This window comes from Streptomyces sp. Tek67B01 (assembly GCF_055231995.1).
In genome coordinates this window covers 1,261,999-1,287,483 of record NZ_JBUYUY010000001.1, presented here as the reverse complement: position 1 = coordinate 1,287,483, position 25,485 = coordinate 1,261,999, and the positions used below count along the sequence as shown (strand labels likewise).

Annotated in this window: 24 protein-coding genes and 1 tRNA gene; 16 read left to right on the top strand and 9 right to left on the bottom strand. The window is 73.5% G+C overall.

Features of this window, described 5'->3' with window-relative positions:
* Positions 1 to 249 precede the first annotated feature (249 nt).
* A complete protein-coding gene (locus tag ACV7NM_RS05925; RefSeq protein WP_463409269.1) occupies positions 250 to 1,839 on the top strand; it encodes a glycoside hydrolase family 71 protein in 1,590 nt (529 codons plus the stop codon).
* Between the two features lie 106 nt (positions 1,840 to 1,945).
* Positions 1,946 to 3,127, top strand: coding sequence for an aminotransferase class V-fold PLP-dependent enzyme (locus tag ACV7NM_RS05920; RefSeq protein WP_463409268.1), 1,182 nt, complete (start codon positions 1,946 to 1,948; stop codon positions 3,125 to 3,127).
* A 4-nt stretch (positions 3,128 to 3,131) separates the two neighbouring features.
* Here ACV7NM_RS05920 and cobF read toward each other — a convergent pair whose 3' ends face one another.
* On the bottom strand, positions 3,132 to 3,884 hold the full coding sequence (gene cobF / locus ACV7NM_RS05915) for a precorrin-6A synthase (deacetylating) (protein WP_463409267.1): 753 nt from the start codon (positions 3,882 to 3,884) through the stop codon (positions 3,132 to 3,134).
* Between the two features lie 18 nt (positions 3,885 to 3,902).
* On the opposite strand from cobF, the gene ACV7NM_RS05910 reads away from it, so the two are divergent.
* From ACV7NM_RS05910 to ACV7NM_RS05895, 4 genes are read left to right on the top strand one after another with little or no spacing between them, the layout of a single operon-like run.
* Positions 3,903 to 4,673 (top strand): (Fe-S)-binding protein, encoded by a 771-nt coding sequence (locus tag ACV7NM_RS05910; protein WP_463409266.1) that lies wholly within the window; start codon positions 3,903 to 3,905, stop codon positions 4,671 to 4,673.
* Complete coding sequence (locus ACV7NM_RS05905; protein ID WP_463409265.1) at positions 4,670 to 6,139, top strand: lactate utilization protein B; 1,470 nt, start codon at positions 4,670 to 4,672, stop codon at positions 6,137 to 6,139. The genes ACV7NM_RS05910 and ACV7NM_RS05905 overlap by 4 nt, the downstream gene beginning before the upstream one ends.
* On the top strand, positions 6,136 to 6,774 hold the full coding sequence (locus ACV7NM_RS05900; RefSeq protein WP_463409264.1) for a LutC/YkgG family protein: 639 nt from the start codon (positions 6,136 to 6,138) through the stop codon (positions 6,772 to 6,774). The genes ACV7NM_RS05905 and ACV7NM_RS05900 overlap by 4 nt, the downstream gene beginning before the upstream one ends.
* A 5-nt stretch (positions 6,775 to 6,779) precedes the next feature.
* Entirely contained in the window at positions 6,780 to 7,181 is a 402-nt protein-coding gene (locus ACV7NM_RS05895; protein ID WP_463409263.1) for a VOC family protein, read from the top strand.
* Here the strand turns inward: ACV7NM_RS05895 and ACV7NM_RS05890 are convergent.
* Positions 7,152 to 7,652, bottom strand: a complete 501-nt coding sequence (locus tag ACV7NM_RS05890) for a DUF309 domain-containing protein (RefSeq protein ID WP_463409262.1) — start codon at positions 7,650 to 7,652, stop codon at positions 7,152 to 7,154. The genes ACV7NM_RS05895 and ACV7NM_RS05890 overlap by 30 nt on opposite strands.
* Before the next feature lie 121 nt (positions 7,653 to 7,773).
* Between ACV7NM_RS05890 and ACV7NM_RS05885 the strand changes: the two genes are divergently transcribed.
* The 3 genes from ACV7NM_RS05885 to ACV7NM_RS05875 all read left to right on the top strand — a co-directional run bounded on the left by ACV7NM_RS05885 (position 7,774) and on the right by ACV7NM_RS05875 (position 8,969).
* A tRNA-Pro gene (locus ACV7NM_RS05885) sits at positions 7,774 to 7,847 on the top strand.
* 291 nt (positions 7,848 to 8,138) lie between these two features.
* On the top strand, positions 8,139 to 8,501 hold the full coding sequence (locus ACV7NM_RS05880) for an STAS domain-containing protein (protein ID WP_463409261.1): 363 nt from the start codon (positions 8,139 to 8,141) through the stop codon (positions 8,499 to 8,501).
* Between the two features lie 72 nt (positions 8,502 to 8,573).
* A complete protein-coding gene (locus ACV7NM_RS05875; RefSeq protein WP_463409260.1) occupies positions 8,574 to 8,969 on the top strand; it encodes an ATP-binding protein in 396 nt (131 codons plus the stop codon).
* Here ACV7NM_RS05875 and ACV7NM_RS05870 read toward each other — a convergent pair.
* Positions 8,956 to 9,564 (bottom strand): hydrolase, encoded by a 609-nt coding sequence (locus tag ACV7NM_RS05870; protein WP_463409259.1) that lies wholly within the window; start codon positions 9,562 to 9,564, stop codon positions 8,956 to 8,958. The two genes, ACV7NM_RS05875 and ACV7NM_RS05870, sit on opposite strands and share 14 nt — an antisense overlap.
* A gap of 24 nt (positions 9,565 to 9,588) precedes the next feature.
* Positions 9,589 to 10,032, bottom strand: a complete 444-nt coding sequence (locus tag ACV7NM_RS05865) for a MarR family winged helix-turn-helix transcriptional regulator (RefSeq protein ID WP_463409258.1) — start codon at positions 10,030 to 10,032, stop codon at positions 9,589 to 9,591.
* Between the two features lie 119 nt (positions 10,033 to 10,151).
* On the opposite strand from ACV7NM_RS05865, the gene ACV7NM_RS05860 reads away from it, so the two are divergent.
* Positions 10,152 to 11,222, top strand: coding sequence for an enoyl-CoA hydratase/isomerase family protein (locus ACV7NM_RS05860; RefSeq protein ID WP_463413846.1), 1,071 nt, complete (start codon positions 10,152 to 10,154; stop codon positions 11,220 to 11,222).
* Positions 11,223 to 11,284: 62 nt separating this feature from the next.
* A complete protein-coding gene (locus ACV7NM_RS05855; RefSeq protein ID WP_463409257.1) occupies positions 11,285 to 12,544 on the top strand; it encodes a cytochrome P450 family protein in 1,260 nt (419 codons plus the stop codon).
* Between the two features lie 40 nt (positions 12,545 to 12,584).
* On the opposite strand, the gene ACV7NM_RS05850 is transcribed toward ACV7NM_RS05855, so the two are convergent.
* The 5 genes from ACV7NM_RS05850 to ACV7NM_RS05830 all read right to left on the bottom strand — a co-directional run bounded on the left by ACV7NM_RS05850 (position 12,585) and on the right by ACV7NM_RS05830 (position 20,034).
* Positions 12,585 to 13,655 carry an alpha/beta hydrolase gene (locus ACV7NM_RS05850; RefSeq protein ID WP_463409256.1) on the bottom strand — a complete coding sequence of 357 codons (1,071 nt, stop codon included), beginning with the start codon at positions 13,653 to 13,655 and terminating at the stop codon, positions 12,585 to 12,587.
* Positions 13,646 to 15,316, bottom strand: a complete 1,671-nt coding sequence (locus ACV7NM_RS05845; protein ID WP_463409255.1) for a molybdopterin-dependent oxidoreductase — start codon at positions 15,314 to 15,316, stop codon at positions 13,646 to 13,648. Before ACV7NM_RS05845 ends, ACV7NM_RS05850 begins: the two co-directional genes overlap by 10 nt.
* Before the next feature lie 165 nt (positions 15,317 to 15,481).
* Positions 15,482 to 15,763, bottom strand: coding sequence for a hypothetical protein (locus ACV7NM_RS05840; protein WP_463409254.1), 282 nt, complete (start codon positions 15,761 to 15,763; stop codon positions 15,482 to 15,484).
* A gap of 207 nt (positions 15,764 to 15,970) precedes the next feature.
* Positions 15,971 to 18,286 (bottom strand): alpha-N-acetylglucosaminidase, encoded by a 2,316-nt coding sequence (locus ACV7NM_RS05835; protein ID WP_463409253.1) that lies wholly within the window; start codon positions 18,284 to 18,286, stop codon positions 15,971 to 15,973.
* A 68-nt stretch (positions 18,287 to 18,354) separates the two neighbouring features.
* Complete coding sequence (locus tag ACV7NM_RS05830) at positions 18,355 to 20,034, bottom strand: ricin-type beta-trefoil lectin domain protein (RefSeq protein WP_463409252.1); 1,680 nt, start codon at positions 20,032 to 20,034, stop codon at positions 18,355 to 18,357.
* Positions 20,035 to 20,284: 250 nt separating this feature from the next.
* On the opposite strand from ACV7NM_RS05830, the gene ACV7NM_RS05825 reads away from it, so the two are divergent.
* From ACV7NM_RS05825 to ACV7NM_RS05805, 5 genes are all read left to right on the top strand, one after another.
* On the top strand, positions 20,285 to 20,929 hold the full coding sequence (locus ACV7NM_RS05825) for a TetR/AcrR family transcriptional regulator (protein WP_463409251.1): 645 nt from the start codon (positions 20,285 to 20,287) through the stop codon (positions 20,927 to 20,929).
* A 70-nt stretch (positions 20,930 to 20,999) separates the two neighbouring features.
* Positions 21,000 to 21,935 carry a serine/threonine dehydratase gene (locus ACV7NM_RS05820; RefSeq protein WP_463409250.1) on the top strand — a complete coding sequence of 312 codons (936 nt, stop codon included), beginning with the start codon at positions 21,000 to 21,002 and terminating at the stop codon, positions 21,933 to 21,935.
* A gap of 306 nt (positions 21,936 to 22,241) precedes the next feature.
* Entirely contained in the window at positions 22,242 to 23,576 is a 1,335-nt protein-coding gene (locus tag ACV7NM_RS05815) for an ABC transporter substrate-binding protein (RefSeq protein ID WP_463409249.1), read from the top strand.
* Positions 23,573 to 24,580 (top strand): carbohydrate ABC transporter permease, encoded by a 1,008-nt coding sequence (locus tag ACV7NM_RS05810; RefSeq protein WP_463409248.1) that lies wholly within the window; start codon positions 23,573 to 23,575, stop codon positions 24,578 to 24,580. Before ACV7NM_RS05815 ends, ACV7NM_RS05810 begins: the two co-directional genes overlap by 4 nt.
* Entirely contained in the window at positions 24,577 to 25,446 is an 870-nt protein-coding gene (locus ACV7NM_RS05805; protein WP_463409247.1) for a carbohydrate ABC transporter permease, read from the top strand. Before ACV7NM_RS05810 ends, ACV7NM_RS05805 begins: the two co-directional genes overlap by 4 nt.
* Positions 25,447 to 25,485: the final 39 nt, after the last annotated feature.

Here is a 25,485-nt window from a genome sequence, read left to right as displayed (position 1 = left end):
GAGCCGGCCGCGGCGCCGGCCCCGCGGTGGGCGTAGGCGCGCTGGTCCCCGTGACGTACGCGCCACGCTCCCGCGCCCCACGAACGGTTGTCCGGACGCCGGGAATCGGCTCTACTGCTGTGCAGCCCCGGGCACGGGGCATATTCCCGGGAGGGGCGGCGGATGAGGGCGAACCGGCGGGCGCAGCGGGCGGCACGGCCCTCCTCGCACCGGCGTCGCCCACGATTGCGGGGGCGCAGACCACTCCTGGTGCTGTTGATCTCCGCCTTCCTGCTCGTCGGCGTCTGCGCCGCGACCTCAATCGCCTGGGACCCCTTCACGGCCCAGGCCCGACAAGAGCGCTCGGCGCCCGCCCCCGCCGGGCCCCCGCCCGCGGGCCCCACCGCCACCCCCGCCCCGCCGAGCCGTAGCCCCGGCCCCGAGGCGTCGGAGCAGGCGGTGCCCCGCGAAGAGGCCGACGCCGGCGCGCCCCGCCCCACCGGAGCGCTGCCCTTCGACCTGCCCGCGCCGGCCGTGCTGCGCTCCGGGGACGCCGGCAAGAAGCTGGTGTTCGCGCACTACTTCACCCCGTACCCGCTCTCCCTGGACAACGCGAACGCCGACGTCGACTACTACACCCGCAACTACCTCGACCCCGCGGGCGAGAACGGCAAGCACCAGCGCTACGGCGGCCTGTTGCGCGACCGCCCGTTGCCGGTGACGCCGGGGTCGGGCGACTGGGAGTCCGCCAACCTGCGGCAGGAGGTGCGCACCGCGCGCGACGCGGGCATCGACGGGTTCACCCTCGACCTGCTCTCGCTGTCCGGGAGCAACTGGGACCGGGCCCGACTCCTGATGTCCGCGGCCCATGCCGTCGACCCCGCCTTCAAGGTCATGCTGATGCCCGACATGACCGCCCTGACGTCCGACGACCCGGCAGTGCTGGCCGACGCCCTCGCGGCTCTCGGCGCCTACCCCGCCGCGCACCGACTGGGTGACGGGCGGCTCGTCGTATCGCCCTTCAAGGCGGAGGCCAAGTCCGCCGACTGGTGGTCCCGGGTCATGGAGTCCCTGAAGACCCGGCACGGCACCCGCGCGGCCCTCGTCCCGCTCTTCCTCGACTTCGACGCGAACCACGCCGCGTTCGCCCCGATCAGTTACGGCTTCTCCGAATGGGGCACCCGCAGCTACGTCGGCCAGGAGGGCGCCACGGCCGACGTGCGGCGGGCCCACGGGGCGGGCAAGGTCTGGATGCAGCCGGTCTCGGTCCAGGACAGCCGCCCCAACCAGGGCGTCTACGACGAGGCCGGCAACACCGCCACCCTCCGCTCGACGTGGGCGCACGCCATCGACGACGGCGCCGACTGGGTACAGCTGACCACCTGGAACGACTACTCGGAGGGCACCCAGTTCGCGCCCTCCCTGCACAACGGGTACACCTACCTGGACCTGACCTCCTACTACCTGACCCGGTTCAAGACGGGCAGCCGGCCCCCGATCGTGCGGGACACCCTCTACCTCACGGCCCGCACCCAGTTCGCGGCCGCCGGCCCCACCGGCGGGCAGTCCCTGCTGATGTCGCCGCGCAACGGCAGCGCCGCCCCGCGCGACACGGTGGAAGTGCTCAGCTTCCTCACGGACCCCGCCACGGTCCGCACGACCGTAGGCTCCGTCCAGGACGCGCACGAGGCACCCGCGGGCCTCCACAGCGAGCTGCTCCCCCTGCGACCGGGCACGATGTCGGCCCGGGTGCTCCGGGACGGCCGGGCCGAGGCGGAGGTGGCGCTTGCCTACCGGGTGGACCGCTCGGTGCGGGTGCAGGACCTCCAGTACTACGGCGCGACCAGCGGACGGAAGTAGCCGCGGGCCGGGGCCCCGGCCACCCTGGCGCAATTGGCCCTACCGGACGTGCGGTCGGCCCCGCATGCTCCGTCAGGACCGTCCCACCGCCCTCCGGAGGAGCATCGTGACCGAGCCGACCAGCGAGCCGAAGAGCGCGCCCGCCGCCATGTCGAACAGCCCTTCGGAGTTCCCGGGCGGGCGACAGCTCTTCCGCCTCGACCCGGGGATCGCGCACCTCAACCACGGTTCGTTCGGCGCCGTCCCGATCCCCGTGCAGGAGGTCCAGGCGGCGCTGTCGGCACAGCTGCACGCCGACCCGGACACCTTCTTCCTCGACGTGGCCGACCGGATCGCCGCCGCCCGCGTCAGGGTCGCCGCGCACCTGGGGGCCGACCCCGACGGGATCGCCTTCATCTCCAACGCCACCGAAGGCGCCAACCTGGCCCTGAACGCCGTCGAACTGGCCGACGGGGACGAGATCCTGGTGACCGACCACGGCTACGGCACGGTGGTTGCGGCCGCCGCCCGCCGGGCCCCCGTCACCACCGTCCGCCTGGACCCGGACCTCCCGGACGAGGACGCCGTACGGGAAGCCGTGCTGGCCGGCCTGACGCCCCGAACCAAGGTGGCGCTGCTCGACCAGATCAGCTCGCCCACCGCGCGCCTCATCGCCGGCCCGGCGCTCCTCGCGGACCTGGCCGCCCGGGGTGTCACCACCGTCGTCGACGGCGCCCACGCGCCCGGCATGATCGCCGACCCGCTCGCGGGCGGCCCCGACTTCTGGTTCGGAAACCTGCACAAGTGGGGGTACGCCCCCTCCGGCAGCGCCCTCCTCGCCGTCGCCCCCCACCACCGCGCCCGCGTCAAGGCGTTGGTGCCGTCCTGGGAGGACGGGCAGGGCTTCCCCCGCTCCGTCGAGAACCGGGCCACCGTCGACTACACGGGCCGGCTCGCCGCCCCCGAGGGACTGGACCTCCTCGACCGGCTCGACGCGGCCAAGGTCCGGGCCCACAACAGCGCGCTCGCCGCGTACGGCGCGCAACTGCTCGCCGAACTCCCCGGGCTCACCCCGCTCCCCTTCACCCCGGGACTCGGCATGCGGTCCCTGCGGCTGCCGCCCGGCACCGCCGAGACCCCGGACGACGCCCGCGAACTGCGCGAGCGGATCGCGCGGGAGCTGCGGATCAGGGTGCTGATCTGGCCCTGGCCGGGCGGCGGCGGCATCCGTGTCTGCGGGCAGATCTACACCCGCCCGGAGGAGTACGAACGCCTCGCCGCCGGCCTCCCCGCCTACCTGACGCCGTAGCGGCTCAGCCGCGCCGGAGCAGGTAGGTGTCCATGATCCAGCCCTTGCGGGCACGCGCCTCGGTCCGCAGCTCCTCGATCCGGCCCGCGACCTCCGCCAGCTTCCCCGAGACCAGGATCTCGTCGGGAGTGCCCACGTAGGCCCCCCAGTAGATGAAGAGATCCTGGTCCAGGTGGGCGGTGAAGGCGTGCCGCGCGTCCAGCATCACCACCACGTCGTCGACGTCCTGCGGCCAGCCCTCGGCCAGCCGGCGGCCGGTGGTGATCTGGACCGGCCGCCCCACCCGGTTCAGGTTGGTGCGGTGGCGCGCCAGCAGCGAGGAGATGCTGCTGATGCCCGGTACCACCTCGTGCTCGAAGGCGACCCGCCCCCGCTCCAGCACCTCGTCCAAGATCGCGAGGGTGGAGTCGTACAGCGAGGGGTCGCCCCACACCAGGAACGCGCCCGTCTCGCCGTCCGCGAGGTCCTCGGCGACGAACCGCTCGAAGATCTCGGCCCGCGCGCTGCGCCAGCCGTCCACCGTGGGGGTGTAGTCGGCCGGGGTCCGGTCGCGGTCCGGGTCGCGGCCCTCCACCAGCCGGTGGCCGGGGCGCGCGTGCGCTTCGAGCATCGCCCGCCGCAGCCCGGTGAGGTCCGCCTTCTCCTCGCCCTTCTCCAGAATGAGGAATGCGTCCGTGGCGCCGATCGCCTTGACCGCCTGGAGGGTCAGGTGGTCCGGGTCGCCCGCGCCTATGCCGATCACTGAGAACTTCTTCACCCGGCTATTCTGCCCGTCATGCGTGCCGCCCTGTTCGTCACCTGCGTCAACGACGCCCTGTACCCGCGCACCGGCGTCGCCGTCGTACGCCTGTTGGAGCGGCTCGGCGTGGAGGTGGACTTCCCGGCGGCGCAGGGCTGCTGCGGCCAACCGCAGTACAACACCGGCTACCGCCACGAGAGCGAACCGCTGCTGCGCCGTACCGCGCGGGCCTTCGCCGGATACCCGTACGTGGTCGCCCCCTCCGGCTCCTGCGTCGCCATGATCCGCGAGCACTACCCCCGCATCGGCGCCAAGGCCGCGGCGGAGGGCCGCGGCACCGAACTGGCCGACCTCGCGGCCGACCTCGTACCGCGCGTGTACGAGCTCACCGAGTTCCTCGTCGACGTGCTCGGGGTGACGGACGTCGGCGCTCATTTCCCCCACACCGTCACCTACCACCCCTCCTGCCACGGCCTGCGCGCCCTTGGGCTGGGCGAGCGGCCCCGGCGGCTGCTGGCCGCCGTCAAGGGCCTGAACCTTGTCGAGTTGCCCGGCGCCGAGGAGTGTTGCGGATTCGGCGGGACCTTCGCCGTCAAGAATCCGGATGTCTCCGCGGCGATGGGCGCCGACAAGATCCGCGCCGCCCGGGCCACCGGCGCCGAAGTGCTCTGCGGCGCGGACAACTCCTGCCTCGCCCACCTCGACGGGACGCTCCGCCGCGCCGGCGCCCCCCTGCGGACCCTGCACCTCGCCGAGATCCTGGCCTCGACGCAGGAGACCGTGACACAGGAGGCACGCCCGCGATGACGACCACCCACCTCGGCATGCCCGCCTTCCCCGCGGCCGCACGGCAGGCCGTACGGGACGAGGTGCTGCGCGCCAACCTGCGCCGCGCCACCCACACCATCCGCGACAAACGGGCCCGCGCGGTCACCGAACTGGAGGACTGGGACCGGCTGCGCGCGGCCGGCAAGGCCGTCAAGGACCACACCCTGCGCCGGCTGGACCACTACCTGCTGCGACTGGAGGCGGCGGTGACCGCCGCCGGGGGCACCGTCCACTGGGCGGCGGACGCGGCCGAGGCGAACCGGATCGTGACCGCGCTGGTCCTGGCCACCGGCGAGCGGGAAGTCGTCAAGGTCAAGTCGATGGCCACCCAGGAGATCGGCCTCAACGAGGCACTGGAGGCGGCCGGGATCGCCGCGTACGAGACCGACCTGGCCGAACTCATCGTGCAACTGGGCCACGACCTGCCCTCGCACATCCTCGTCCCGGCCATCCACCGCAACCGGGCCGAGATCCGCGACGTCTTCCGCGCCGAGATGGGCCGTTGGGGACGACCGGCCCCCGAGGGACTGGGCGACGACCCGCGCGAGCTCGCCGAAGCGGCGCGCCTGCACCTGCGCGAGAAGTTCCTGCGCGCCAAGGTCGCCGTCTCGGGCGCCAACTTCATGGTCGCCGAGACCGGCACGATGGTCGTCCTGGAGTCCGAGGGCAACGGCAGGATGTGCCTGACCCTGCCCGAGACCCTGATCTCCGTCGTGGGCATCGAAAAGGTGGTGCCGACCTTCCGGGACCTGGAGATCTTCCTCCAGACACTGCCGCGTTCCTCCACCGCCGAGCGGATGAACCCGTACACCACGATGTGGACCGGCACCACCGACGACGACGGTCCCGCCGCCTTCCACCTCGTCCTCCTCGACAACGGCCGCACCGACACCCTCGCCGACGAGATCGGCCGCCAGGCGCTGCGCTGCATCCGCTGCTCGGCCTGCCTGAACGTCTGCCCCGTCTACGAACGCGCCGGCGGCCACGCCTACGGCTCCGTCTACCCCGGCCCCATCGGCGCGATCCTCAGCCCCCAACTGCGGGGCACCGGCAGCGGGATCGACGCCTCGCTGCCCTACGCCTCCACCCTGTGCGGCGCCTGCTACGACGTTTGCCCCGTCGCCATCGACATCCCGGAGGTCCTCCTCCACCTGCGCGAACGCGTGGCCCAAGGCGGCCCGGTGACCCGCGAGGGCATCCGTGTACGCATCCGTCCCGCGCGCGGCCACACCGCCGAACGGGCCGCGATGCGCGCCGCCCGGCTGCTGCTGGAGCGCCCCGGCGCGCTGCGCGCGGGGGAGCGGCTGCTGTCGCGGGCCCGACGGCTGCGACCGCGCCGGCTGCCCGGACCCGGCCGCGCCTGGACCGACAGCCGCGAGCTGCCCCTGCCCCCGGAGGAACCCTTCCGCGACTGGTGGGCCCGAGAGCGGGGAGGACGCGCGTGAGCGGCAGGGACAGAGTGCTGGGCCGGATCCGGCGGGCACTGGGGGAGCCGGGCCCCGAGGTCGTGATCCCCCGTGACTACCTCCGCGTCCACGGCGTCCGCACGCCCGCCGAATCCGCGGAGCTGCTCGCCGCCCACCTCCGCGAGTACCGCGCGAAGGTCCACCGCACCGACGAGGCGGCCCTCGCGCCGCTCCTGGCCCGGCTGCTGGCCGTGCGGGGCGCACGGACCGTGCTCGTACCGCCCGGCCTGCCCCCGTCCTGGCTCGGCGCGGCGGAAGTGACCCACGTCCAGGACCGGGCCGATTCCACGCCGTACGCACTCGACGCCGTGGACAGCGTGGTCACGGGCTGCGCCCTGGCCGTCGCCGAGACCGGCACGATCGTCCTGGACGGCGGACCCGACCAGGGCCGACGCCGGATCACCCTGGTGCCGGACCACCACATCTGCGTGGTCCGCGTCCCCGGACAGGTGGTGGAGTCGGTCCCGCAGGCACTGGAACGCCTCGACCCGACCCGCCCGCTGACCTGGATCTCCGGCCCCTCCGCCACCAGCGACATCGAGCTGGAGCGGGTGGAGGGCGTCCACGGCCCCCGTACCCTGGAGGTGGTGCTGCTCGACGCACCCGCACAATGAGCGGCATGTCCGCACACATCGCCCTCACCGCCCTCGTGGTCCACGACTACGACGAGGCCATCGACTTCTACACGCGCGCCCTCGGTTTCACCCTCGCCGAGGACGCCCCCCGGCCCGACGGCTCGCGGTGGGTCGTGGTCCGTCCGCCCGGCGCCACCGAGTCCGCGCTGCTGCTGGCCCGCGCCAAGGACGACGCCCAGCGCGCCCGGGTCGGCGACCAGACCGGCGGCCGGGTCGGCTTCTTCCTCTACACCGACGACTTCGCGGGCGACCACGCCCGGATGACCGCCGAGGGCGTCCGCTTCCTGGAAGAGCCGCGCCACGAGACCTACGGCAGCGTCGCCGTCTTCGAGGACCTCTACGGGAACCGCTGGGACCTACTCCAGCCCGCGTCCGCCACCGCCTAGCGAGGGCGCCTCACGGGCGGCGTCGACCACGGCCCCGCCCTCCACGCGGCCGGCCAGCTCCCGGGCCCACCGGACCAGCCCGGGGACGTCGACCACGGCCGCGTCGATTCCGTAGGGCGCCCCCGCCGCGGCCAGGCCCTCCGCGCCGCGCCGCAGCAGCCGCGCCCCGCCCACCGCGTTCCCGCGGGCGGCGTGCGTCAGCCCCACCGCCAACTGCGCGAGCCCACGCCACAGCGGGGCCTGCGCCGCCGGCCCGGACTTCCAGGCGTCCTCGAACACCTCGTGCGCGTGGAAGGGCATCCCGCCGTCCAGCAGCCGCTGCGCCTGGGCCACCGTCTCGGCCGGCGCCCGCACCACCCCCTCGGGTTGCCGCTCGACCCCCGGCGCCTCGTACGGCAGCGGGCGCCCCAGCCCGTCCCGCGGCCGCGCGCTGCGCGCCCGCCCCTCGTCATCGCGATCCCGTTCCCTCATCCGCCCATGGTGCCGTCCGTGGATCACCCGTGCACGTACACCCCCCGGCGTGCGGTAATGTTCTGCATGTGCCCGCCGCGAGGGGGAAAGCCCTGGTGGGAGGCACAGTGCCCAGGCACAACGGGACGTGGCGCAGCTTGGTAGCGCACTTGACTGGGGGTCAAGGGGTCGCAGGTTCAAATCCTGTCGTCCCGACTCGAGAGAGTCGCAGATCAGGGGCCGTTTCAGAGCAATCTGAAACGGCCCCTGATCGTTTTGGGCCGGAGTGCGTGGCGGCTCGGGTCGGGTGCGACCGCCTCCGACACGGCGGGGGCCCGCGACCGGCGGGGGACCGGCGCGTAGGGTCCGGTGACCGGGGCCGGCCCGCGGGCGCGGTGGGGTCGAGACGCCTTCGGGTCGGCTTTACGAAGGTACCGACGCAGCCGCGCGCGTATCCCGGCGGGAACCGGGCAGGCGCATCCACAGCTGGACGGAAGGTGGTGCCGGATGGTGCCGGGAGCGGGCAATGAGCGGTTCACGGTCGATGTGCGGGCCGTGGACGGAACCGTCGTCCTCGCCCTCGCCGGGGAGCTGGATCATGACACGGCCCAGCCCCTGCGGGACGCCTTGGACGCGGCGGTCACCCCGGGTGGCCGGTTGTTGGTCGATGTGTCCGGACTGGGGTTCTGCGACTCCACCGGACTCAACGTGCTCCTGCACGGCAGGATCGCGGTCCAGGAAGTCGGCGGCACGCTGGCGCTGGCCGGTCTGAGCGGACCGGTCGCGCGCATGTTCCGCATCACCGGGGCGGACGGGGTGTTCCCGGTGTACGCGGACGTGGCGGAAGCGCTGGAGCGGCAGCCCCGCTAGGCGATCCGTCGAGCGGCGCGTCGTCGGCGCGTGGAGGGTCCGTAGGGTCGAGGCGACACGAGGAGACGAGCAATGCAGCGAGGGTCCCCCGGGCGGGTGCGGCTGCTGCTGCTGGAGGGCGCGGTCGACCCGGTGAGCCGCAGCCGGGACTTCGCCCGCCGTGCCCTCGCGTCCTGGAAATGGCTTCCCGAGGCCGCGGAGGACGTCCTGCTCCTGGTGTCGGAGGTCGTGTCCAACGCCTGTCTGCACGGCGGAGGGCCCGGCACTCTGCTCCTGCACTGGACGCCGGAGCGGCTGCGGATCGAGGTGACGGACGGCAACCCGGCGCCGCCGGTGCGCGCCCGCGCCCCCGAACCGGGACGGCCGGGCGGGCACGGGCTGCTCATCGTGGACCGCCTGGCCCGCAGTTGGGGCTCACACCCCGGTAACGGCGGGAAGTGCGTCTGGCTTGAGGTCAGCCCCGGGTGACCGACCCGTCGTCCAGGGCCTTCACCGCCGTGATGATCTCGTCCGTCGCGCTCACCTTGCCGATGCGCGGGAAGATCTTGCCGAAGCTGTGCGCGTGGGAGTCGGCGTCCATGTCGGTGGTGGCGTCCTCGGCGAAGACCACCTCGTAGCTGTGCTCCCAGGCCGTGCGCGCGGTGGACTCGACACCGATGCTCGTCGAGATGCCGCCCAGTACGATCCGGCGGACGCCGCGGCGGCGCAGCTGGAGGTCGAGTTCCGTGCCGGTGAAGGCGCCCCAGTGACGTTTGGTGACCACCACGTCCGCGAGGGCCGCGAGTCGGTCGGGGAGCTCGGAGAACGCGGCGGGCGGAGCGGAGGCGGGGCCCGGCCGGTCGACATTGGCGGTGGGCAAGTCGCCGCCGTCGGGGGACCAGGCGACCTTGACCAGCACCACCGGCAGCCGGTGGGCCCGGAACGCCTCGGCGAGGGCGATGCCGTTCTCCAGGACGCGCGCGGAGGGCGTGGCTGTGGGGAGGGCGAGGATGCCCTGCTGGAGGTCGATGAGGACCAGCGCGGTGCCGCTGTCCAGGGTGAGCACGGGCGCGGGGGTGGTCATGGGACTCCTCGGATCGGTGGGTGTTCAGTTCTCGGCCAGGCGCCGCAGCAGCGGAACGGCTTCGGCCAGCAACCGCTGTTCCGCCGGGCCGAGCCGTTCGGCGATCAGCTCCGCGATCCGCCCGTGCCCCTCCTCGCGCCGCCGGCGGACGAGGGCCCTGCCCGCGTCCGTGAGCGTGATCAGCTGTTGCCGACCGTCGGTGGGGTGGGGGCTGCGGGCGACGTAGCCCTCGGCCTGGAGGGAGTTCACGGTGGCGATGACCGACTGCGGTCGGATCTTCTCGGCCCGCGCCAGCTCGGACGCCGTGCACGGCCCGAGCCGGTCCAGCCGCTTGAGCACGGACATCTGAGACAGGCTGACGCCACCTCCCGCCGCGGCGCGCAACTGCCGCACCAGCATGCCGAGCGCCAGCTGGAGCTCCTCGGCGGTATCGCGGGGCCGGTGGCCCGCACCCTGCGGATCGGTCATGCGGCCCACCCTAAGGATCTACAGGCAAACTTGCAAGGTTGCCTTGTCTATTCAGCGCCTCGGTTGTTCTTCCGCCCGGCCGGCGGGATCCGGCACGCTCCATACTGGCCGGTGTGAAGATCGACGACGCCACAGACGACACGGCCCTGTTCGCCATCGAGGGCCGCACCGGGGTGATCACCCTCAACCGCCCCCGGGCCCTCAACGCCCTCACCCACCCCATGGTGCTGCGGATCGCCGAAACACTGGCGGCGTGGGAGCGGGAGCCCGCCGTCACCCAGGTCCTCCTGCGCGGCGCGGGCGAGCGCGGACTGTGCGCGGGCGGCGACATCCGCGCCATCCACGACGACGCGAAGGCCGGCGGCAGCGCGTCGATCGGTTTCTGGCGGGACGAGTACCGCCTCAACGCGCGGATCGCCGCCTATCCGAAGCCGTACGTGGCCCTGATGGACGGCATCGTGATGGGCGGCGGCGTCGGCCTCTCGGCACACGGGGCGGTCCGTGTCGTCACCGAACGCTCCCGCGTCGCCATGCCGGAGACCGGCATCGGCTTCGTCCCCGACGTGGGCGGTACGCACCTCCTCGCGCGGGCCCCCGGCGAGTTGGGCACCCATCTCGCCCTGACCGGCGCGGCCGTGGGCGCCGCCGACGCGCTGCTGTGCGGGCTCGCCGACCACTTCGTCCCCGTCGGCCTGCTGCCCGAGCTGACAGCCGACCTCGTGGGCGCGCCCGCCGCGCGGGTGCTGCCCCGGTACGCCGGGCACACGCCCCCGCCCGGCGAACTCGCCGCCCACCGCGCGTGGATCGACCACTGCTACGCCGCAGACACGGTGGAGGAGATCGTGGAACGGCTGCTGGCGGTGGGCGAACCGGCGGCCAAAGAGAGCGCCGAGACGATCCTGGCCAAGTCCCCGACCTCCCTGAAGGTCACCCTGGAAGCGGTTCGCCGCGCACGCGAACTGGGCACGCTGGAGCGGGTGCTGGAGCAGGAGTTCCGCGTCTCCTCGCACATGCTGCGCGCGCCGGACCTGGTCGAGGGCATCCGGGCCCAGGTCGTCGACAAGGACCGTACGCCGCGTTGGCGGCCCGCGACCCTCGGCGAGGTCGACCGGGCCGAGGTGATCCGCCACTTCGACGCGCCGGCCGAGGGGCAGGAGCCGATCTTCCCCACCGGAGGCCCCCGGGCTTGAACAACGCGCCCCCGTGCCTGCACTGTTGACCGGATCACACCATCTCGGTCAGGAGAGCCGGCTTGTCAGCCCAGAACGCGCGCGTCACCGCGCAGGCGCACGTCATAGACCCCGCGGGCGGCTGCCCGCACGCCTTGGGCGCCCGGCTGCGGGCCCAGGGCCCCGTCGCCGACGTGGTGCTGCCCGGCGGGGTACCCGGGGCCGTCGTCCTGGGACACCACGCACTCAAGGAGTTCCTCGGGCACCCCGACGTCGCGAAGGACGCCCGGCACTTCCCGGCCCTGCGTGACGGCACGATCCCCCGGGACTGGCCCCTGCGCGTCTTCGCCGACGCCCAGGGCATGCACACCGCCGACGGCGACGACCACCGCCGGCTGCGTTCCCTCGTGGGCAACGCGTTCACCGCCCGGCAGGTGGAGCGGCTGCGGCCACGCGTCGAGGCGCTGACCGAGGAACTCCTGGACGACCTCGGCCGGGCGGCGGCCGCCTCCCCCGACGGGGTCGCCGACCTGCGCACGCACGTCGCCCTGCCGCTGCCCATGGGCGTCATCTGCGAGCTGCTCGGCGTGGACCCCGAGCACCGCGACCGGCTGCACCGGCTCTCCAACACCGTGATCATCTCGACGGACACCACGCCCGCCGAGGTCATGGCCGCCGTCCGGGAACTCGTCGAGCTGATCGCCGGCGTCGCCGCCGCCCGCCGGGCCGAGCCCGGCGAGGACCTCACCAGCGCGCTGATCGCAGCCCGTGACGGCGACGGTGACCGGCTCAGCGAAGCGGAACTCATCGGCACCATGCGCCTGATGCTGGTCGCCGGCCACGAGACCACCCTCAACCTGATCAGCAACGCCGTGCGCGCCCTGTGCACGCACCGCGACCAGCTCGCCCTGGTCCTGGAGGGCGGGGCGAGCTGGTCGGACGTCGTCGACGAGACGCTGCGCTGGGACGGTCCGGTCAGCTGGTTCCCGTTCCGCTACCCCACCCGCGACGTGACCGTCGGCGGGACGGTGATCCCGCGGGGCACCCCCGTCCTCGCCGGCTATACGGCCGCGGGCCGGGACGAGGCCTTCCACGGGGCGGACGCCGACCGCTTCGACCTCACCCGCCCCACCGCCGGACGCCACCTCTCCTTCGGGCACGGCGCGCACTACTGCGTCGGGGCACCGCTCGCCCGCCTGGAGGCCACCACCGCCCTCGAACGCCTCTTCACGCGCTTCCCCGACCTCGACCTCGCCGTGCCGGAGTCCCGGCTCCCCCGCCAGCGGAGCTTCATCGGCAACAGCGTGGACGCGCTACCCGTGCGGCCCGGCCGGGCGCGGTAGGCACAACCGGGCCCTGTGGGCCGAACACCCCGGCCCCGGGTCAGCGCGCCGGGGCGGAGGGGGCCGGGACCTCGGAGCTCAACCAACCCAGCGCGTCGGGATACATCCCGATCCACGTCTGGAAGTTGTGGCCGCCGGCGGGGCGCACCAGCGTCTTGACCCGGACGCCGGTCCCCGCGGCGGCCTTGGCGAAGGAGTCGAGCTGCCGCGGCGGGCTGTCCTTGTCCTGCGCGGACGTGGCGAGGAACAGCGCGACATCCGTCTTCCTCGTGTGCGTGATCAGCCACATCGGGCTGTTGCGCTCCCTCAGGCCCGGGTCCGCCAGCACCCCGGCGTCCCCGGTCAGCGCGTCCGGGTCCAGCGCAGCCCCGGCGCCGAACACCTTCGGGTACTGGAGCGGCAGCTTCGCCGCGCAGAACGCCCCCGTCGAAATGCCCATCAGCGCCCAGCCCTTGGGCTGGGGGAGGGTGCGGAAGTGCCGCGCGACGAGCGCCGGCACGTCGTCCGCCAGCCAGGTGGCCACCCGGTGCCCCGGCACGTCAGTGCAGTCGGTGTTCACCCCGCCCGGGTTGATCTCCGGGATCACCAGGATGAAGGGGTGCGCCGCACCCAACCGGACCAGATCCTCCAGCGCGCCCGGCATGTCGCCCAGCTCCGTCCAGGACCTGGGCGAGCCCGGATACCCGTGCAGGAGCGTCAGCACCGGGAAGCGGGTCTTCTCCGCGCCCGCGGCGCTGTACTCCGGGGGAGTCCAGACGATCACCTGGCCGGCCAGCTTGGAGCGCGTGCCCCGGAAGTAGGTGCTGCGGGTGCCGTCCTCGCCCAGCGTGAAGGTCGCCCGCCCCGCCGGGGGGCCCGTCATCGTGGAGCCGTTGCCGTTTTGAGTCCCCAGCAGGTCGTCCCAGGAGGCGTAGAGCCCGAAGCTGCCGTTGATCCACGTCGCCACCACACAGATGGCGGTCAACTGGCAGAGCCCGATCATCAGAACCCGCGCGGTCCAGCGCAGCCAGCCGGGCCCGGGGAGGCGGTTCCAGAGCAGCAGCGCCGCGAGCATGGCGAGCCCGGTGACCACGACCAAGGTCACCAGGAACGACGTACTGGTCAGCTCCACCGCCTCAATGTACGGCGCGCCCCGCCCGTGTCGGCGGCGGACCGCTCCGTGTCGCCCGCCCGCACCCGCACCGTCACCGCGTGCCATCCCGTGGCCCCGTCCGGGACCGTCCCCCTGCGCTCGCCGGTCTGTACGGCGCCGGTCCGGTCCGTGGCCCGGACCTCCAGGGTGTGGCGCCCGGGCGTGGCCTCCCACGGCCACAGCCACTGGCGCCAGGTGTCGTCGCCGTCCGAGTCCGCCAGCCGGGCCTCCTGCCACGGGCCGCCGTCGACCCGTACCTCGACGCGGGAGACACCCCGGTGCAGCGCCCACGCCACCCCTGCCACCACGACCCGGCCCGCCGCCGGTTCCGCGAGCGGACGAGGCGTGTCGATCCGCGACTGCGTCTTGACGGGCGCCTGCTGCGCCCAGGACCGGCGCACCCAGTACGCGTCGTACGCGGCGAAGGTGGTCAGCCGCAGCTCGCTCAGCCACTTGCAGGCCGACACGTACCCGTACAGGCCCGGCACCACCATCCGCACCGGGAAGCCGTGCGCGAAGGGCAGCGGCTCGCCGTTCATCCCGACCGCCAGCAGCGCCTCCCGGCCGTCCATCACGGCCTCGACCGGGGTGCCGATCGTCATCCCGTCCACCGACCGCGCCACCAACTGGTCGGCCCGGCCGCCGCGCGACGGCGGCCGCACCCCCGCCTCCCGCAGCAGGTCGGCCAGCCGGACGCCGAGCCAGCGGCCGTTGCCCGCGTACGGACCGCCCACCTCGTTCGACACGCAGGTGAGGGTGATGTCGTGCTCGACGAGGGGACGCGCGAGCAGCGCCCGCAGGTCGAGGGTCAGCGGCTTCGTGACCCCGTCCCCGTGGATGCGCAACCGCCAATCGGCGGCGTCCACGCGCGGCACGACCAGGGCGGTGTCCACCCGATAGAAGTCACGGGCGGGCGTGAGGAAGGGCGACACCCCGCGCGCCCGCGCCTGCGCCCCGGCCGGCACCGGCGGGGCCGGGACCGCCGGCGGCGGCAGGACCAGATCCGCCCGGGAGGCCGTCGCGCCCGCCGACCCGTACGCTCCCAAGCGCCGCCCCGCGTACCAGGCGCCCGCCGAGACGGCCGTGGTGGCCAGCACCAGCCGACCGAACCCGCGCCGGTCCAGCGAAGCGGTCCCACCGGCCGGGGCGCCCGCACCGGCCCCGGCGCCCGCCGGCCGCGGCCGCGTCGCAGCCCTGACCAGGAAGTACAACGCCCCGGCCGCCACGAGCCCGCCCAACAGCGAGGGCAGCGCGTCCTTCCAGGTCGCGTCCGGGCGACTGAGCGCGGCCACGGCGCCGAGGAGGCCGAAGCAGGCCGCGACCGCGATCCCGGCGCGCGGCCGGCGTACGGCGAGCATCCCGGCCCCCACGGCGATCAGGCCCAGGACCACGACGATGCCGAGGGTCAGGACGGGCTTGTCGGCGGTGCCCAGGCTCCGCACCGCCCACTCCTTGACGGCCGGCGGCGTACGGTCCACCACCGCGCCGCCGACGGCGGTCACCGGGGACGCCTCGGGCCGTACGGCCGCGGCCGCCAGCTGCGCCGCCGCCAGCCCGGCGAAGGCGGCGAGCAGGCCGCACACCGCGCCCACCGCGGGCCGGGCCCCGGGACTCCCGGATGTGCTGTGTACACCACTCATCGGGTCACCGTCCGCCCGGACTCACACCGTCCCCCCTCCGACTGTACGAGCCCCCGGGCGCGGGCGTACCGGAGCGCGAGCGTACGGAGTACGTACGTTCCGGGGCCGGGCGCGCTTCGGGGCGGGCCGGGGTGCGGGGCTGGGCCGGGGTGCGGGGCGGCGCGCTCAGGCCCGTGGCCGGCCGGCCCGCTCGGCGGCCCGCCGCGCCATGGTCTCCAGGCAGTCCTCGGAGCCGGCGGCGGTGCGGCGCGGAGCGGGCGCGCCCCGCTTGCGCAGCTCCACCACCCCGTCGGTGATCAAGTCGCGCGGATCGGAGCGCCGGCGCGCCTCCCGCGCCGGGTCACCGGTCCGGCCCAACTCATCGGCGGCCGCGTCGGCCGCGCCGGCCGCGAGCAGCTCCAGCAGCTCCAGCGTCGCGGAGGGCCGCTCCCGTTCGGTCTTGGACATGCCCCATGCACTCCTGACGGCGTAGGAAGGGGCGGCCGCCGGGAGTACTCCGACGGCCGCCCCGGTCGGGTCCGGGTCAGTGAACCGACGACGCGGACCCGAGGTCGCCGCGCTGCGCGACCTCTCCCTCGCACGAGTGCCGAATTTCCCACGGGAGGGTGACGCTCGCCCTCCGCCCCGGGCGGCCACAGCCCGGGCCGGTGTGGCTCACGTGCCGGCCTTCGGCAGGGCCGCCGCCACGGCGGCGGCCAGCGCGTGCGGGTCGCCGCTCGGAGTCGACGGGTGACGGGTGGTGCGCCGGGCCCACGCCTCCTCGAAGGCGTGCCAGTCGATCTCCTTCGGGGCGGCGCGCTTGACGAGCGCCTCCTCCAGCGAGGCGAAGTACCGGTCCCAGCGGGCGGCGTACAACTCCGAGACCAGGCCGCTCCATTCACGGTTCGCGTAGTCGTGCAGGAAGCCGCCCTCACTGGTGCTGCGCCGCCCCCAGACGCTCAGGATCGAGCGGGCGTCGTACTCGTAACGGTCCTGCTCGGCCCGGTCCGCGCCGTGCGCGCGGGCGGCCGCCAGCCAACGGCCCAGCAGGAAGGCGGGGTCGGAGCCGGTCACGGCGTCCAGCTTCCGCTCCTCGTCGCGCCATTGGGCGGTCAACCGCCGCAGCCGCGTCAGGTTCTTGGCCTCGTAGGCCTCCCGGATCTTCGGCAGCAACACCCGCGAGTGGTTGGCGAGGGCCTGGCGGGCGGTGTCCACCAGGTCGAAGCGGTAGGCGCTGGAGGACCTGAGCGCCGGGGGCACCGCCAGCAGGTGGTCCAGCGCCCGGCGCACCGAATCGGACTGGTACCGCATGGACTTGGGGCTCCAGTGCGCGGCGCCCGTCGCGGTCAGGCTCGGCCTGGCGGTGAAGAGGCTGTCCTGCGACTCCGACCACAACCCCGACGACGTGCTGTACGGCCCCTTGCGCAACTCCTCCCAAGCCGCCGAGGCTTGGGCGTCCGGGCGACCGTAGCGGCGGGCCGCGAAGTCGGCGAACCACCGGCGCTGGTCGACCGGTCCCGGCTCCCAGGCCAGGTCGGTGAAGAGGTCGAAGGCGGCCGGGTTGGTGCCGGTGGCCTCCGGCAGGTACGCGATGCCCTGGAGCGCGCTGTCCGGCTTGTCGCGCCAGGTTCCGAACCGGTCGATCCACACCGAGGTGTTCGCGCCGATCGTCGTGTGGCCCCCGAAGTTGTAGATCGTGCCCAGCGCGTACGGGGTGCCGCCCCAACGAGCCTCACGGTCGAGGCGGTTGTACCGGTCGGACAGGCCGTCCAGGATCAACAGCTTCGAGGTGTCCACCCCGGCCAGGAGTTCCTTCGTCGGGTCGTCCTGCCAGCCGAGCACCGCCCACAGGGCGCCCGGGTGGGCCGCCCACAGTGCCCGCTGGATGGCCCCCGCGGCGGCCCGGACGTCGACCGTGCCCGTCTTGCCGCCCTCGTGCAGGGGGCTCATCCGGTACATGGCGCTGTCGCCGAAGACCTCCCGCTGTTCGCCGTAGTACGCCGCCGCCAGTTCCGCGAACACGGGGGAGGCCGGGTCGAGCCAGTCCGGCCGGTCGAAGCCGGCCCAGTCGCCCTGCGGCACGGTGGACGCGCCCTGGTGGCGTGCGGCGAAGCCCGGCGGGACGGTGCCGAAGAAGCCGGGCAGGACCGGTGTCATGCCCAGGCCGCGCAACTGGTCCGCGATCCGCGCGCCCACGTCGGCGCGCTCGCGCATCAGCCGCTCCGTCACCGGGCCGCCGAAGCCGCTGAGGTTTTGCAGCAGCCACCAGCTCTGGTGGCCCGGTGCCGGGATCCACTTCCGCAGTTCCTCGGCGGAGTAGCCGAACCGCTGGAGCGCCCGGTAGTACGGGTACTCCGCGCCGGTCTGCACGAACACCTCGTTGATGCCGTGCAGCGCGAGCAGGTCGATCTGTCGCCGGTGTTCCTCGAAGGTGCGGTACGGGCCCGAGTAGCCGTCGTCGGTGTCGTTGAGCGCGTACCGGTGGGGGACCCGCGCGGTGCGGGTGACGGGGGCGGGCACGCCCGGCAGGGTCGCGGGCAGCATGCCGATGCTGTCGCCGGGCCAGCCGATGTCGGCGCCGGCGACGTGTTGGAGGTACCAGCCGACGCCGGTGAGCAAGGTCGCCCCGGTGGAACCGCGTACGGTGATCGAGCCCGGGGTGCCGGAGACGGTGAAGGTGTCGTCCCCGGCCAAGGTGTCGGGCACCAGCGTGAACTGGGCGGCGTGGCGCGGCAGCAGTCGCAGCAGCGCGTCCCGGGCCGGACCGGTGTCGAAGGTCCGCGGCCGGGACGCGGGGCGCGGGTGCTCCCGTACGCCGGCCGGTGCGCCGGCGGGTACGTCGGCTCGTGCGGGCGGCGCCGCGGCGGGGGAGGCCGCGGCCGGGGCCGCCGTCCCGGGGGCGGTACCGGCGAGGAGCAGGGTCAGCAGCGCGGTGGGAAGCGTCGCGAGCGCGACGGATCGGCGCGTACGGGGGCGCGAAACGCGTGGCATCGGGTGGGCGTCGTCCTCTGTGTCGGGGCCTGGGGGCGGGCGGGTCGGGAAGGCCGGAGGGGGAGCCGTCAGACCGGCAGGGCCCAGGTCTGGTCGATCCGGTGGTCGCCGCACGCCGTCAGGCGCAACCGCTCCGCGGGCGCGTCGGGGGCGGCCGTCGCGGTGGGTGCGGTCAGGCACAGCCCGCTCACGGTTTCCGTCAGGGTGCCGCTGCGGTCGTGCCGCCAGCTCTGTCCCGGCCTGCCGGGCGCGCACCGGGCCAGCTCCACCAGGCCCGCGTCGCCCGCCGACAGGCAGGCGCCGGCCAGTTTCAGCGTCGCCCCGTCCCCGAGGCTCCACCGCTGGTCGGGGGCGCCGGTACAGGCGGCCAGCACGACGGCGCCGGCTCCGGTGGTATTGGCCCCGTCGGCGCACTTGGCGCCCGCTCCGGCGATCTGCCCGGTCGGGACCGCGCCCGCGCACCCGCGAGGGGTGAGTCGCCAGACGCCGGTGTCGTGCGCGTCCACCTTGCCGGTCAACACGGCCCCGATCTGCCGGCGTCGGCCGTTCCACAGGTTCTTCACCTCGGCGGTGCACCCGGGCAGCCCGACCTCGGCGAGCGGCACGTGGATGTCACGGGAGGCGCCCGAACGGTTGAGGACGGCCACGGCGCGGTCGCCGTTCGCGAGCGGCCGCACGAGGATGTCGAAGGTGGGGTTGGAGGAGACGACCGCACCCTGACGCCCCATCGGGTCCTGGTCGAGCGCGATCAGATCGGTGTTGCCGAGGGCGGCGAGCCCGCCCGGGGTCAGCTCGGAGACCTGTGAGGAGAGGATGAAAGGGGCCGCCATCATGGCCCACAGGCCGACCTGACTGCGGCTCTCCGCCGCGCTCAGCCCGGGCGCGCCCGCGATGAGGAAGTCCGGGTCGTTCCAGTTGCCAGGACCCGCGTACCGGCCCAGCCAGCGGTTGTAGCCGTAGTTGCCGAGGACCGCGCTCCAGCGGGAGGTGTTCGGCGCCTTCGGGTCGTAGACCTTGATGTCCTTGCCCTCGCGCCACAGTTGGCCGGTCTCGCGGACCCAGTGGAGCACCCTGTGCCAGTCGGCTCCGCCCCATTCGCCCTGCTGGAAGTAGGCGGGCGCGGACGCGGACAGCACCATGTCCCGGCCGCTGTCGCGCAGCGCCCGGGCGACGGCGTGGTAGGCGTCCCGGTAGGCCCGTTCCTTCGTGGCGCCGGGGGGCACGTACAGGTTGCAGCCGTCCATCTTGACGTAGTCCACGTTCCAGGACGCGAACAGCCGGGCGTCGCGGGCGTAGTGGTCCGCGCCGCCGCCCGCGGGGGCGCCGCTGCCGGGGTAGCGCTCGCAGGTGAGGGAACCGGCGTCCTGGTAGATGCCGAACTTCAGTCCCTTGGCGTGGAGGTGGTCCCCGAGCCATGCCATGCCGTGCGGGAACTTCCGGGTGTCGGTGATCAGATCGCCCCGTGCGTCGCGGGACTTCGTCATCCAGCAGTCGTCGACGGTCACCGTGTCGTAGCCCTTGGCGGCGAGCCCGGTGGACACGAGCGCGTCGGCGTTGGCGACCACCTTGGCCTCGTCGATGTCGCACATGTAGTGCGCCCAGTTGTTCCAGCCCATCGGCGGGGTCAGCGCGAGCGGGGTGTCGGAGGTGGCGGTGGGCTCGCCCGCCGCCGGGGCCGCGCCGAGGACGAGGGCCAGCAGGGCGGCCGCGGTCAGACAGGGGAGCGACGCGCGAGGGCGTGGCGGCACGGGATCTCCTTGAGTGGGGGAGGTACCGACGGGCTGTCGAGCGCCCAGTGCAGCGGTGCGGCTACTCGCTGTCAACGGCCTTCGCGGCTTTCGTCCCGATGACAAGCAATTTGGGCGCAGCGGCGTCACACGATCGAGGTGGACCAAGGAAAGCGGCGCCGTATGCGCCGATGTCCCTCGCGCCCTCTGTTACACCGTATGTTACGACGTCTGGTACGCCATCTGTTACGTCGTCTGTTACGGTGTATCCATGCCGCGAAGATCAGCAGCCCTCGACCGCGCCACCCCCGGGGCGATCGCCGAAGCCGCCTTGGCCGTCCTGGACGAGGACGGCCCCGGCGCCTTGAGCTTCCGCGCCCTCGCCGAGCGTCTCGACGTCTCCCACGCCACCGTCCAGCGGCGCTGCGTCGACCTCGCGGGACTGCTGGACCTCTGCATCGAGCACTTGGCCGCCCGGCTGCCCGAGATCCCCGCGACGACCGATTGGGCCGAGGCCACCGAGCTGCGCTTCTCCGCCCTCTACCGGCTGCTCGTCGCGCATCCCGGGCTGCTGGTGCTGCGCGGCGGTCGGCCCTGGCTCGGCCGCGAACTGCTGGCCCGCCTCGTCGAACCGGCCCTCGCCGACAGTGTCGCCGCCGGCATGAGCGCCGCCGAGGCGATGACCGCGTACCGCCGGATGTACCTGCTCACCCTCGGCAGCGCCGCCTTCGTCGACCACCGTGACCCGGCGGGGGCCACCGAGCGGTCCCGCGCCGCGCTGGCCGCCCTGGACCCGGCCGGATTCCCGGTGCTCTCCGCCGGCATCGCCGCCGTGCTGCCCGCCCTGACCGACCACGAGGTGTACTACGGCGCCCTGCGCCAGCTCATCGAGGCGGCCCGCCCCGCCGCCTGCTGAAGCCGCCCCGCCGCCTTCCCGCCCCGTCCTGCCTCCCGTCCCGCCGCCACCTCCCGAAGGGCCGACGTCCATGGAACAGCAGCTCGACTACGCCGCCGTACGCGCCGCCGCCGACCGGATAGCCGGGGTGACGCGACCCGCCGCCGTGGTGCCCGCCGAAGACGGGGTCTGGTACGCGCTGGAACACCTCCAGCACACCGGCTCATTCAAAGCCCGCGGCGCCCACAACTTCCTCGCCGCCCATCGCGCCGCCGGCACGCTCCCGGCCGCCGGTGTCACCATCGCCTCCGGTGGCAACGCGGGTCTGGCCTGTGCCTGGGCGGCGCGCGCCCTGTCCGTGCCCGCCACCGTGTTCCTGCCCGGCAACGCGCCCCGGGTGAAGGTGGAACGGTTGCGCGGCTACGGGGCCGCCGTACACCTCGTCGGCGACCGGTACGCCCAGGCCCTCGCCGCCTGTCGGGAGTTCGCGGCCGACAGCGGGGCCCTGAGCAGTCACGCCTACGACCATCCGTTGATCGCGGCGGGCGCGGGGACCCTGCTCGACGAGATCAGGCTCGCCCTGCCCGGCCTGGACACGGTCGTCCTGGCGGTGGGCGGGGGCGGCCTGTTCGCCGGCGTCGCCACCGCCGCGCGCGAGCACGGCGTACGGGTCGTCGCCGCCGAACCGGAAGGCTGCCGGGCGCTCAACGCGGCCTTGGAGTCGGGTCGGCCGGTCGACGTGCCGGTGGACTCGGTGGCCGCCGACTCGCTCGGGGCGACGCGGGTCTCCGACGACGCGCTGGCCGCGGCCCGGTACGAGGGCGTCGACTCGGTGCTCGTACCGGACTCGGAGATCACCGGCGCCCGCCGCGCGCTCTGGGAGGACCACCGGATCGTGGTCGAGGCCGGCGCCGCCACCGCCCTGGCGGCGCTCCGCCGCGTTCCACGGGCGCCGGGCGCTCGGGTCGCCGTCATCCTGTGCGGCGCGAACACGGACCCGGCCGACCTTTCGCCGACCATCCGGTAAAGCGCATTAGCGCGCGGCCGCGACCGTGGCGGGAAAACGTCAGCAAAGAGCCAACCGCGCGCGAAAGGGCCCTGCCCGACGGAATTGGCCCAGGGATCGGATGATTTCCGCCTGACGCGAATGAGGCCAGGTGGTCGCCGTGTTGACGAAGAGGCCGCGGTCTGCTTGGAGTTCACCGTCCGGCCCGGGTGCGCGAAGCGGCTCGGCCAGAGGGCCGGCGGCCACATTGACGGGTTCGGGAATCCGGGTGAGCGTGGTCACCGCCCTCCGGCAGCGGTGCCGGAATATCCCCGGGAGGCCCCGACGATGCCCCGTTCCCCCATGGCCCGCACGGTCCTCGCCACCCTCGCGGCGGCCACCTTCTTGTCGAGTGCCGCGTGCGGGGTCGGCGGCGGACCGGGAGAAGCGAAGGAGGCGGCGAGGACCGGAAAGGTGGAGGGCGGGATCACCTTCCGCACCCTCCAGTTGAAACCGGTGTTCACGGCATACGTCCAATCGGTCATCGACGCCTTCCAGCGGCGGTACCCGGACGTGCGGGTGAAGTGGGAGGACGTGCCGGGCGAGGGATACAACGAAAAGCTCGTCGCCGACGCCCAGGCCGGGGTCCTTCCCGATGTCGTCAACCTCTCCACCGACTCCTTCCAGCTCCTCGGCGACCGGGGCATGCTCGCCGACGTCGCCCGGCTCGACCCACGAGTGGCGGGGGAGTACGTCCCCGGGGCCTGGGAGCAGTTCAAACTGCCCGGCAAGGGCGACAGCGTCTTCGCCTACCCCTGGTACGTGACCCCGGAGATCCTCACGTACAACACGGACCTCTTCCGCGAGGCCGGACTGGACCCCGACACACCGCCGGTCGGCGTGGAGCAGTTCTTCGACTACGCCGAGCAGATCGCGGCCAGGTCCGGCGGCCGGTACTCCGCCTTCATGGCGGACCCCAAGGGACGGCTGCCCGGGGACTGGCAGAAGATGGGCGTCCCGATCCTGAACGGCACGAAGGACGGCTTCGCCTTCGACACCCCCAAGGCCGTCGAGTGGGTCGAGCGGATGAAGTCCCTCTACGCCAAGGGCGCCATGCCCAAGGAGTCCCTCCTGAGGGCCGACGACATCAACCAGCTCTACGGCGCGGGCAAACTCGTCTTCGGTCCCGGCTCACCGGGCTTCGTCAAGGACGTCAAGCAGAACGCCCCCCAGGTCTACGCCACCACCCGGGTCGCGGGCGCCGTCACCGGACGGCTCGGCCACATCGGCATCTACGCCCAGTCGCTCGGCATCCGCAAGGACACGCCACATCCGGACGCGGCGGCGGAATTCGCCAAGTGGGTCACCAACGGACCCAACCAGGTCGCGTTCTCGAAGAAGGCCACCATCTACCCGTCCAACGCGGAGGGCCTGACGGATCCGTACTTCTCCGACAGGGGCGACGGCAAGGACGCGGAGACGCTGGCCCGAGCCGTGGGTGCCGAGGAGTTGAAGACCGCCGCGCTCGACGCCAACACCCCCGTCCAGTGGACGAACCAGGTCGGTGACGCGGTCGTCCGCGAGGTGCAGAAGGCCATCAAGGGCGAGCAGGACGCCGGGACGGCGGTGCGGAAGGCGCAGGAGGAGGCGAACAGGCTGCTCGCCAACGCGGCGAGGAAATGAAGGCCATCCGCTCGGCCGGTCCCGGCAGGGTCCCCCGCCCGGCCGGGGCAGACCGGGACGCCCGCCCTGCCGCGTCGTCGGCCGCACGTTCGGCCGTGCCCGGCAAGGCCGCGACCCCGGCCGCGCCGGGACGCCGGCGGGCGCGGTGGGCCCCGTACCTCTTTCTCGCGCCCGGGCTGGTGCTGGTGCTCCTGTTCAGCGTCTGGCCGTTCCTGAACACCGTGATCCTCTCCTTCACGGACGCGCGGATCCTGCGCGGTGGCCACTTCACCGGCCTCGCCAACTACCGTCGCGCCCTCGCCGATCCCGACTTCTGGCTCGCGACCCGCAACAGCGTCCTGTACCTGATGGTCGTGGTGCCCTGCCTGGTCCTGCTCCCGCTGGCCCTCGCCGTACTCGTACGCACGCGCGTCCCCGGCATCGGGTTCTTCCGGTCGGCCTTCTACACCCCGGTGATCGCCTCCGCGGTGGTCGTCGGACTGATGTGGCAGTGGGTGCTGCGCAGCGACGGCCTGCTCAACACCGTCCTTCGAGGGCTCCGTGTCGTCTCCGAGCCGGTCCCCTTCCTCACGGACAGCACCCTGCTGCTGCTCTCCGCGATGATCGTGACCGTCTGGAAGGGCCTCGGCTACTACATGGTGTTCTACCTGGCGGCCCTCGGGAACGTCTCCGTCTCCCTCTACGAGGCGGCGGCCCTCGACGGCGCCGGCGCCGTCCGACGCTTCTTCAGCGTCACCGTCCCCCAGGTGAAACCGATGATGCTCCTCGTGGGCACCCTCTCCGCGATCTCCGCGCTGCGCGTGTTCACCGAGATCTACGTCCTGGGCGGCGAGAGCGGCGGCCCCGGAGGCGGAGCCCGTACCCTGCCCTTCCTGATCCGGCAGGTCGGCCTCGGCTTCTCCGGCGAGACCGGATACGCCTCCGCCGTCTCCCTCCTGTTGTTCCTCCTGACGCTGGTGTTCAGCCTGCTGGGCCGCCGCCTTTCGAAGGGGGACGAGGGGTGAGCACGCGAGTCGCGGCCGGGGACGGCGGAAGCCGGCGCGCGCGGCGCCGACGCCACCTTGCCGCCCTGACCGCCCGGTACGCCACTTTGACGCTGATGCTGGTGGTCACGCTCGGGCCGATCGTCTGGCAGTTCCTGACCTCGCTGCGCGGCCGTACGGAGAACGTGTACGACGGCGTCCTGCCGTCCCGGCCGACTCTCGACAACTACGTCCGGGTCGCGCGGTCGTTCCCGCTCCTGCACTACACCGGCAATACGCTGGTGGTGGCGGCGCTCGCCGTCACCTCGAACGTGGTCTTCGCCTCGATGGGCGGCTACGCGCTCTCCCGCACCGGTTGGAAGGGGCGCGGGAGCGTCTTCACCGTGTTGGTGGCGACGCTGATGTTCCCCTTCGAGTCCGTCATGATCTCGATGTTCCTCACCGTGCGCGGGATGGGGCTGGTCGACACGCTCGTCGGGGTGTGGCTGCCGGGCGCCGTCTCCGTCCTCAACATCATGGTCATGCGGGCGGCGTTCCTCGCCGTCCCCCGGGAGATGGAGGAGGCCGCACTGCTCGACGGCGCGGGCGAGTGGACCCGCTTCATCCGGGTGTTCCTGCCGTCCGCGAAGGGAGCCCTGACCGTCGTATGCATCACCAGTTTCATGGGCGCCTGGGACGACTTCCTGTGGCCCCTGCTGGTCCTCACCGACAGCGATCACTACACCCTGCAACTCGGCCTGAAGACCCTGGCCGGCGCCACCACCGTCAACGACCAGCGGATCATCGCCGCCGGCGCGATGGCCGCGCTGGTCCCGATGATGATCCTCTTCTTCGCCCTCCAGCGATTCTTCTTCAAGGGCGTGGGCGAGGGAGCCGTCAAGCTCTGAGCCCCGCCCCGCCACCCGCCCTTCCCCCTCCTGGAGCAG

Excerpts from the sequence above, each read along its gene's own strand:
- ACV7NM_RS05815 (WP_463409249.1), top strand. The coding sequence starts at position 22,242 with ATGCCCCGTTCCCCCATGGCCCGCACGGTCCTCGCCACCCTCGCGGCG.
- ACV7NM_RS05840 (WP_463409254.1), bottom strand. The coding sequence starts at position 15,763 with ATGTCCAAGACCGAACGGGAGCGGCCCTCCGCGACGCTGGAGCTGCTG.
- ACV7NM_RS05865 (WP_463409258.1), bottom strand. The coding sequence starts at position 10,032 with ATGACCGATCCGCAGGGTGCGGGCCACCGGCCCCGCGATACCGCCGAG.
- ACV7NM_RS05910 (WP_463409266.1), top strand. The coding sequence starts at position 3,903 with ATGCGTGCCGCCCTGTTCGTCACCTGCGTCAACGACGCCCTGTACCCG.
- ACV7NM_RS05835 (WP_463409253.1), bottom strand. The coding sequence starts at position 18,286 with ATGCCACGCGTTTCGCGCCCCCGTACGCGCCGATCCGTCGCGCTCGCG.
- ACV7NM_RS05880 (WP_463409261.1), top strand. The coding sequence starts at position 8,139 with ATGGTGCCGGGAGCGGGCAATGAGCGGTTCACGGTCGATGTGCGGGCC.
- ACV7NM_RS05810 (WP_463409248.1), top strand. The coding sequence starts at position 23,573 with ATGAAGGCCATCCGCTCGGCCGGTCCCGGCAGGGTCCCCCGCCCGGCC.
- ACV7NM_RS05895 (WP_463409263.1), top strand. The coding sequence starts at position 6,780 with ATGTCCGCACACATCGCCCTCACCGCCCTCGTGGTCCACGACTACGAC.
- ACV7NM_RS05875 (WP_463409260.1), top strand. The coding sequence starts at position 8,574 with ATGCAGCGAGGGTCCCCCGGGCGGGTGCGGCTGCTGCTGCTGGAGGGC.
- ACV7NM_RS05845 (WP_463409255.1), bottom strand. The coding sequence starts at position 15,316 with ATGAGTGGTGTACACAGCACATCCGGGAGTCCCGGGGCCCGGCCCGCG.
- ACV7NM_RS05820 (WP_463409250.1), top strand. The coding sequence starts at position 21,000 with ATGGAACAGCAGCTCGACTACGCCGCCGTACGCGCCGCCGCCGACCGG.
- ACV7NM_RS05825 (WP_463409251.1), top strand. The coding sequence starts at position 20,285 with ATGCCGCGAAGATCAGCAGCCCTCGACCGCGCCACCCCCGGGGCGATC.
- ACV7NM_RS05890 (WP_463409262.1), bottom strand. The coding sequence starts at position 7,652 with ATGAGGGAACGGGATCGCGATGACGAGGGGCGGGCGCGCAGCGCGCGG.
- ACV7NM_RS05905 (WP_463409265.1), top strand. The coding sequence starts at position 4,670 with ATGACGACCACCCACCTCGGCATGCCCGCCTTCCCCGCGGCCGCACGG.
- ACV7NM_RS05870 (WP_463409259.1), bottom strand. The coding sequence starts at position 9,564 with ATGACCACCCCCGCGCCCGTGCTCACCCTGGACAGCGGCACCGCGCTG.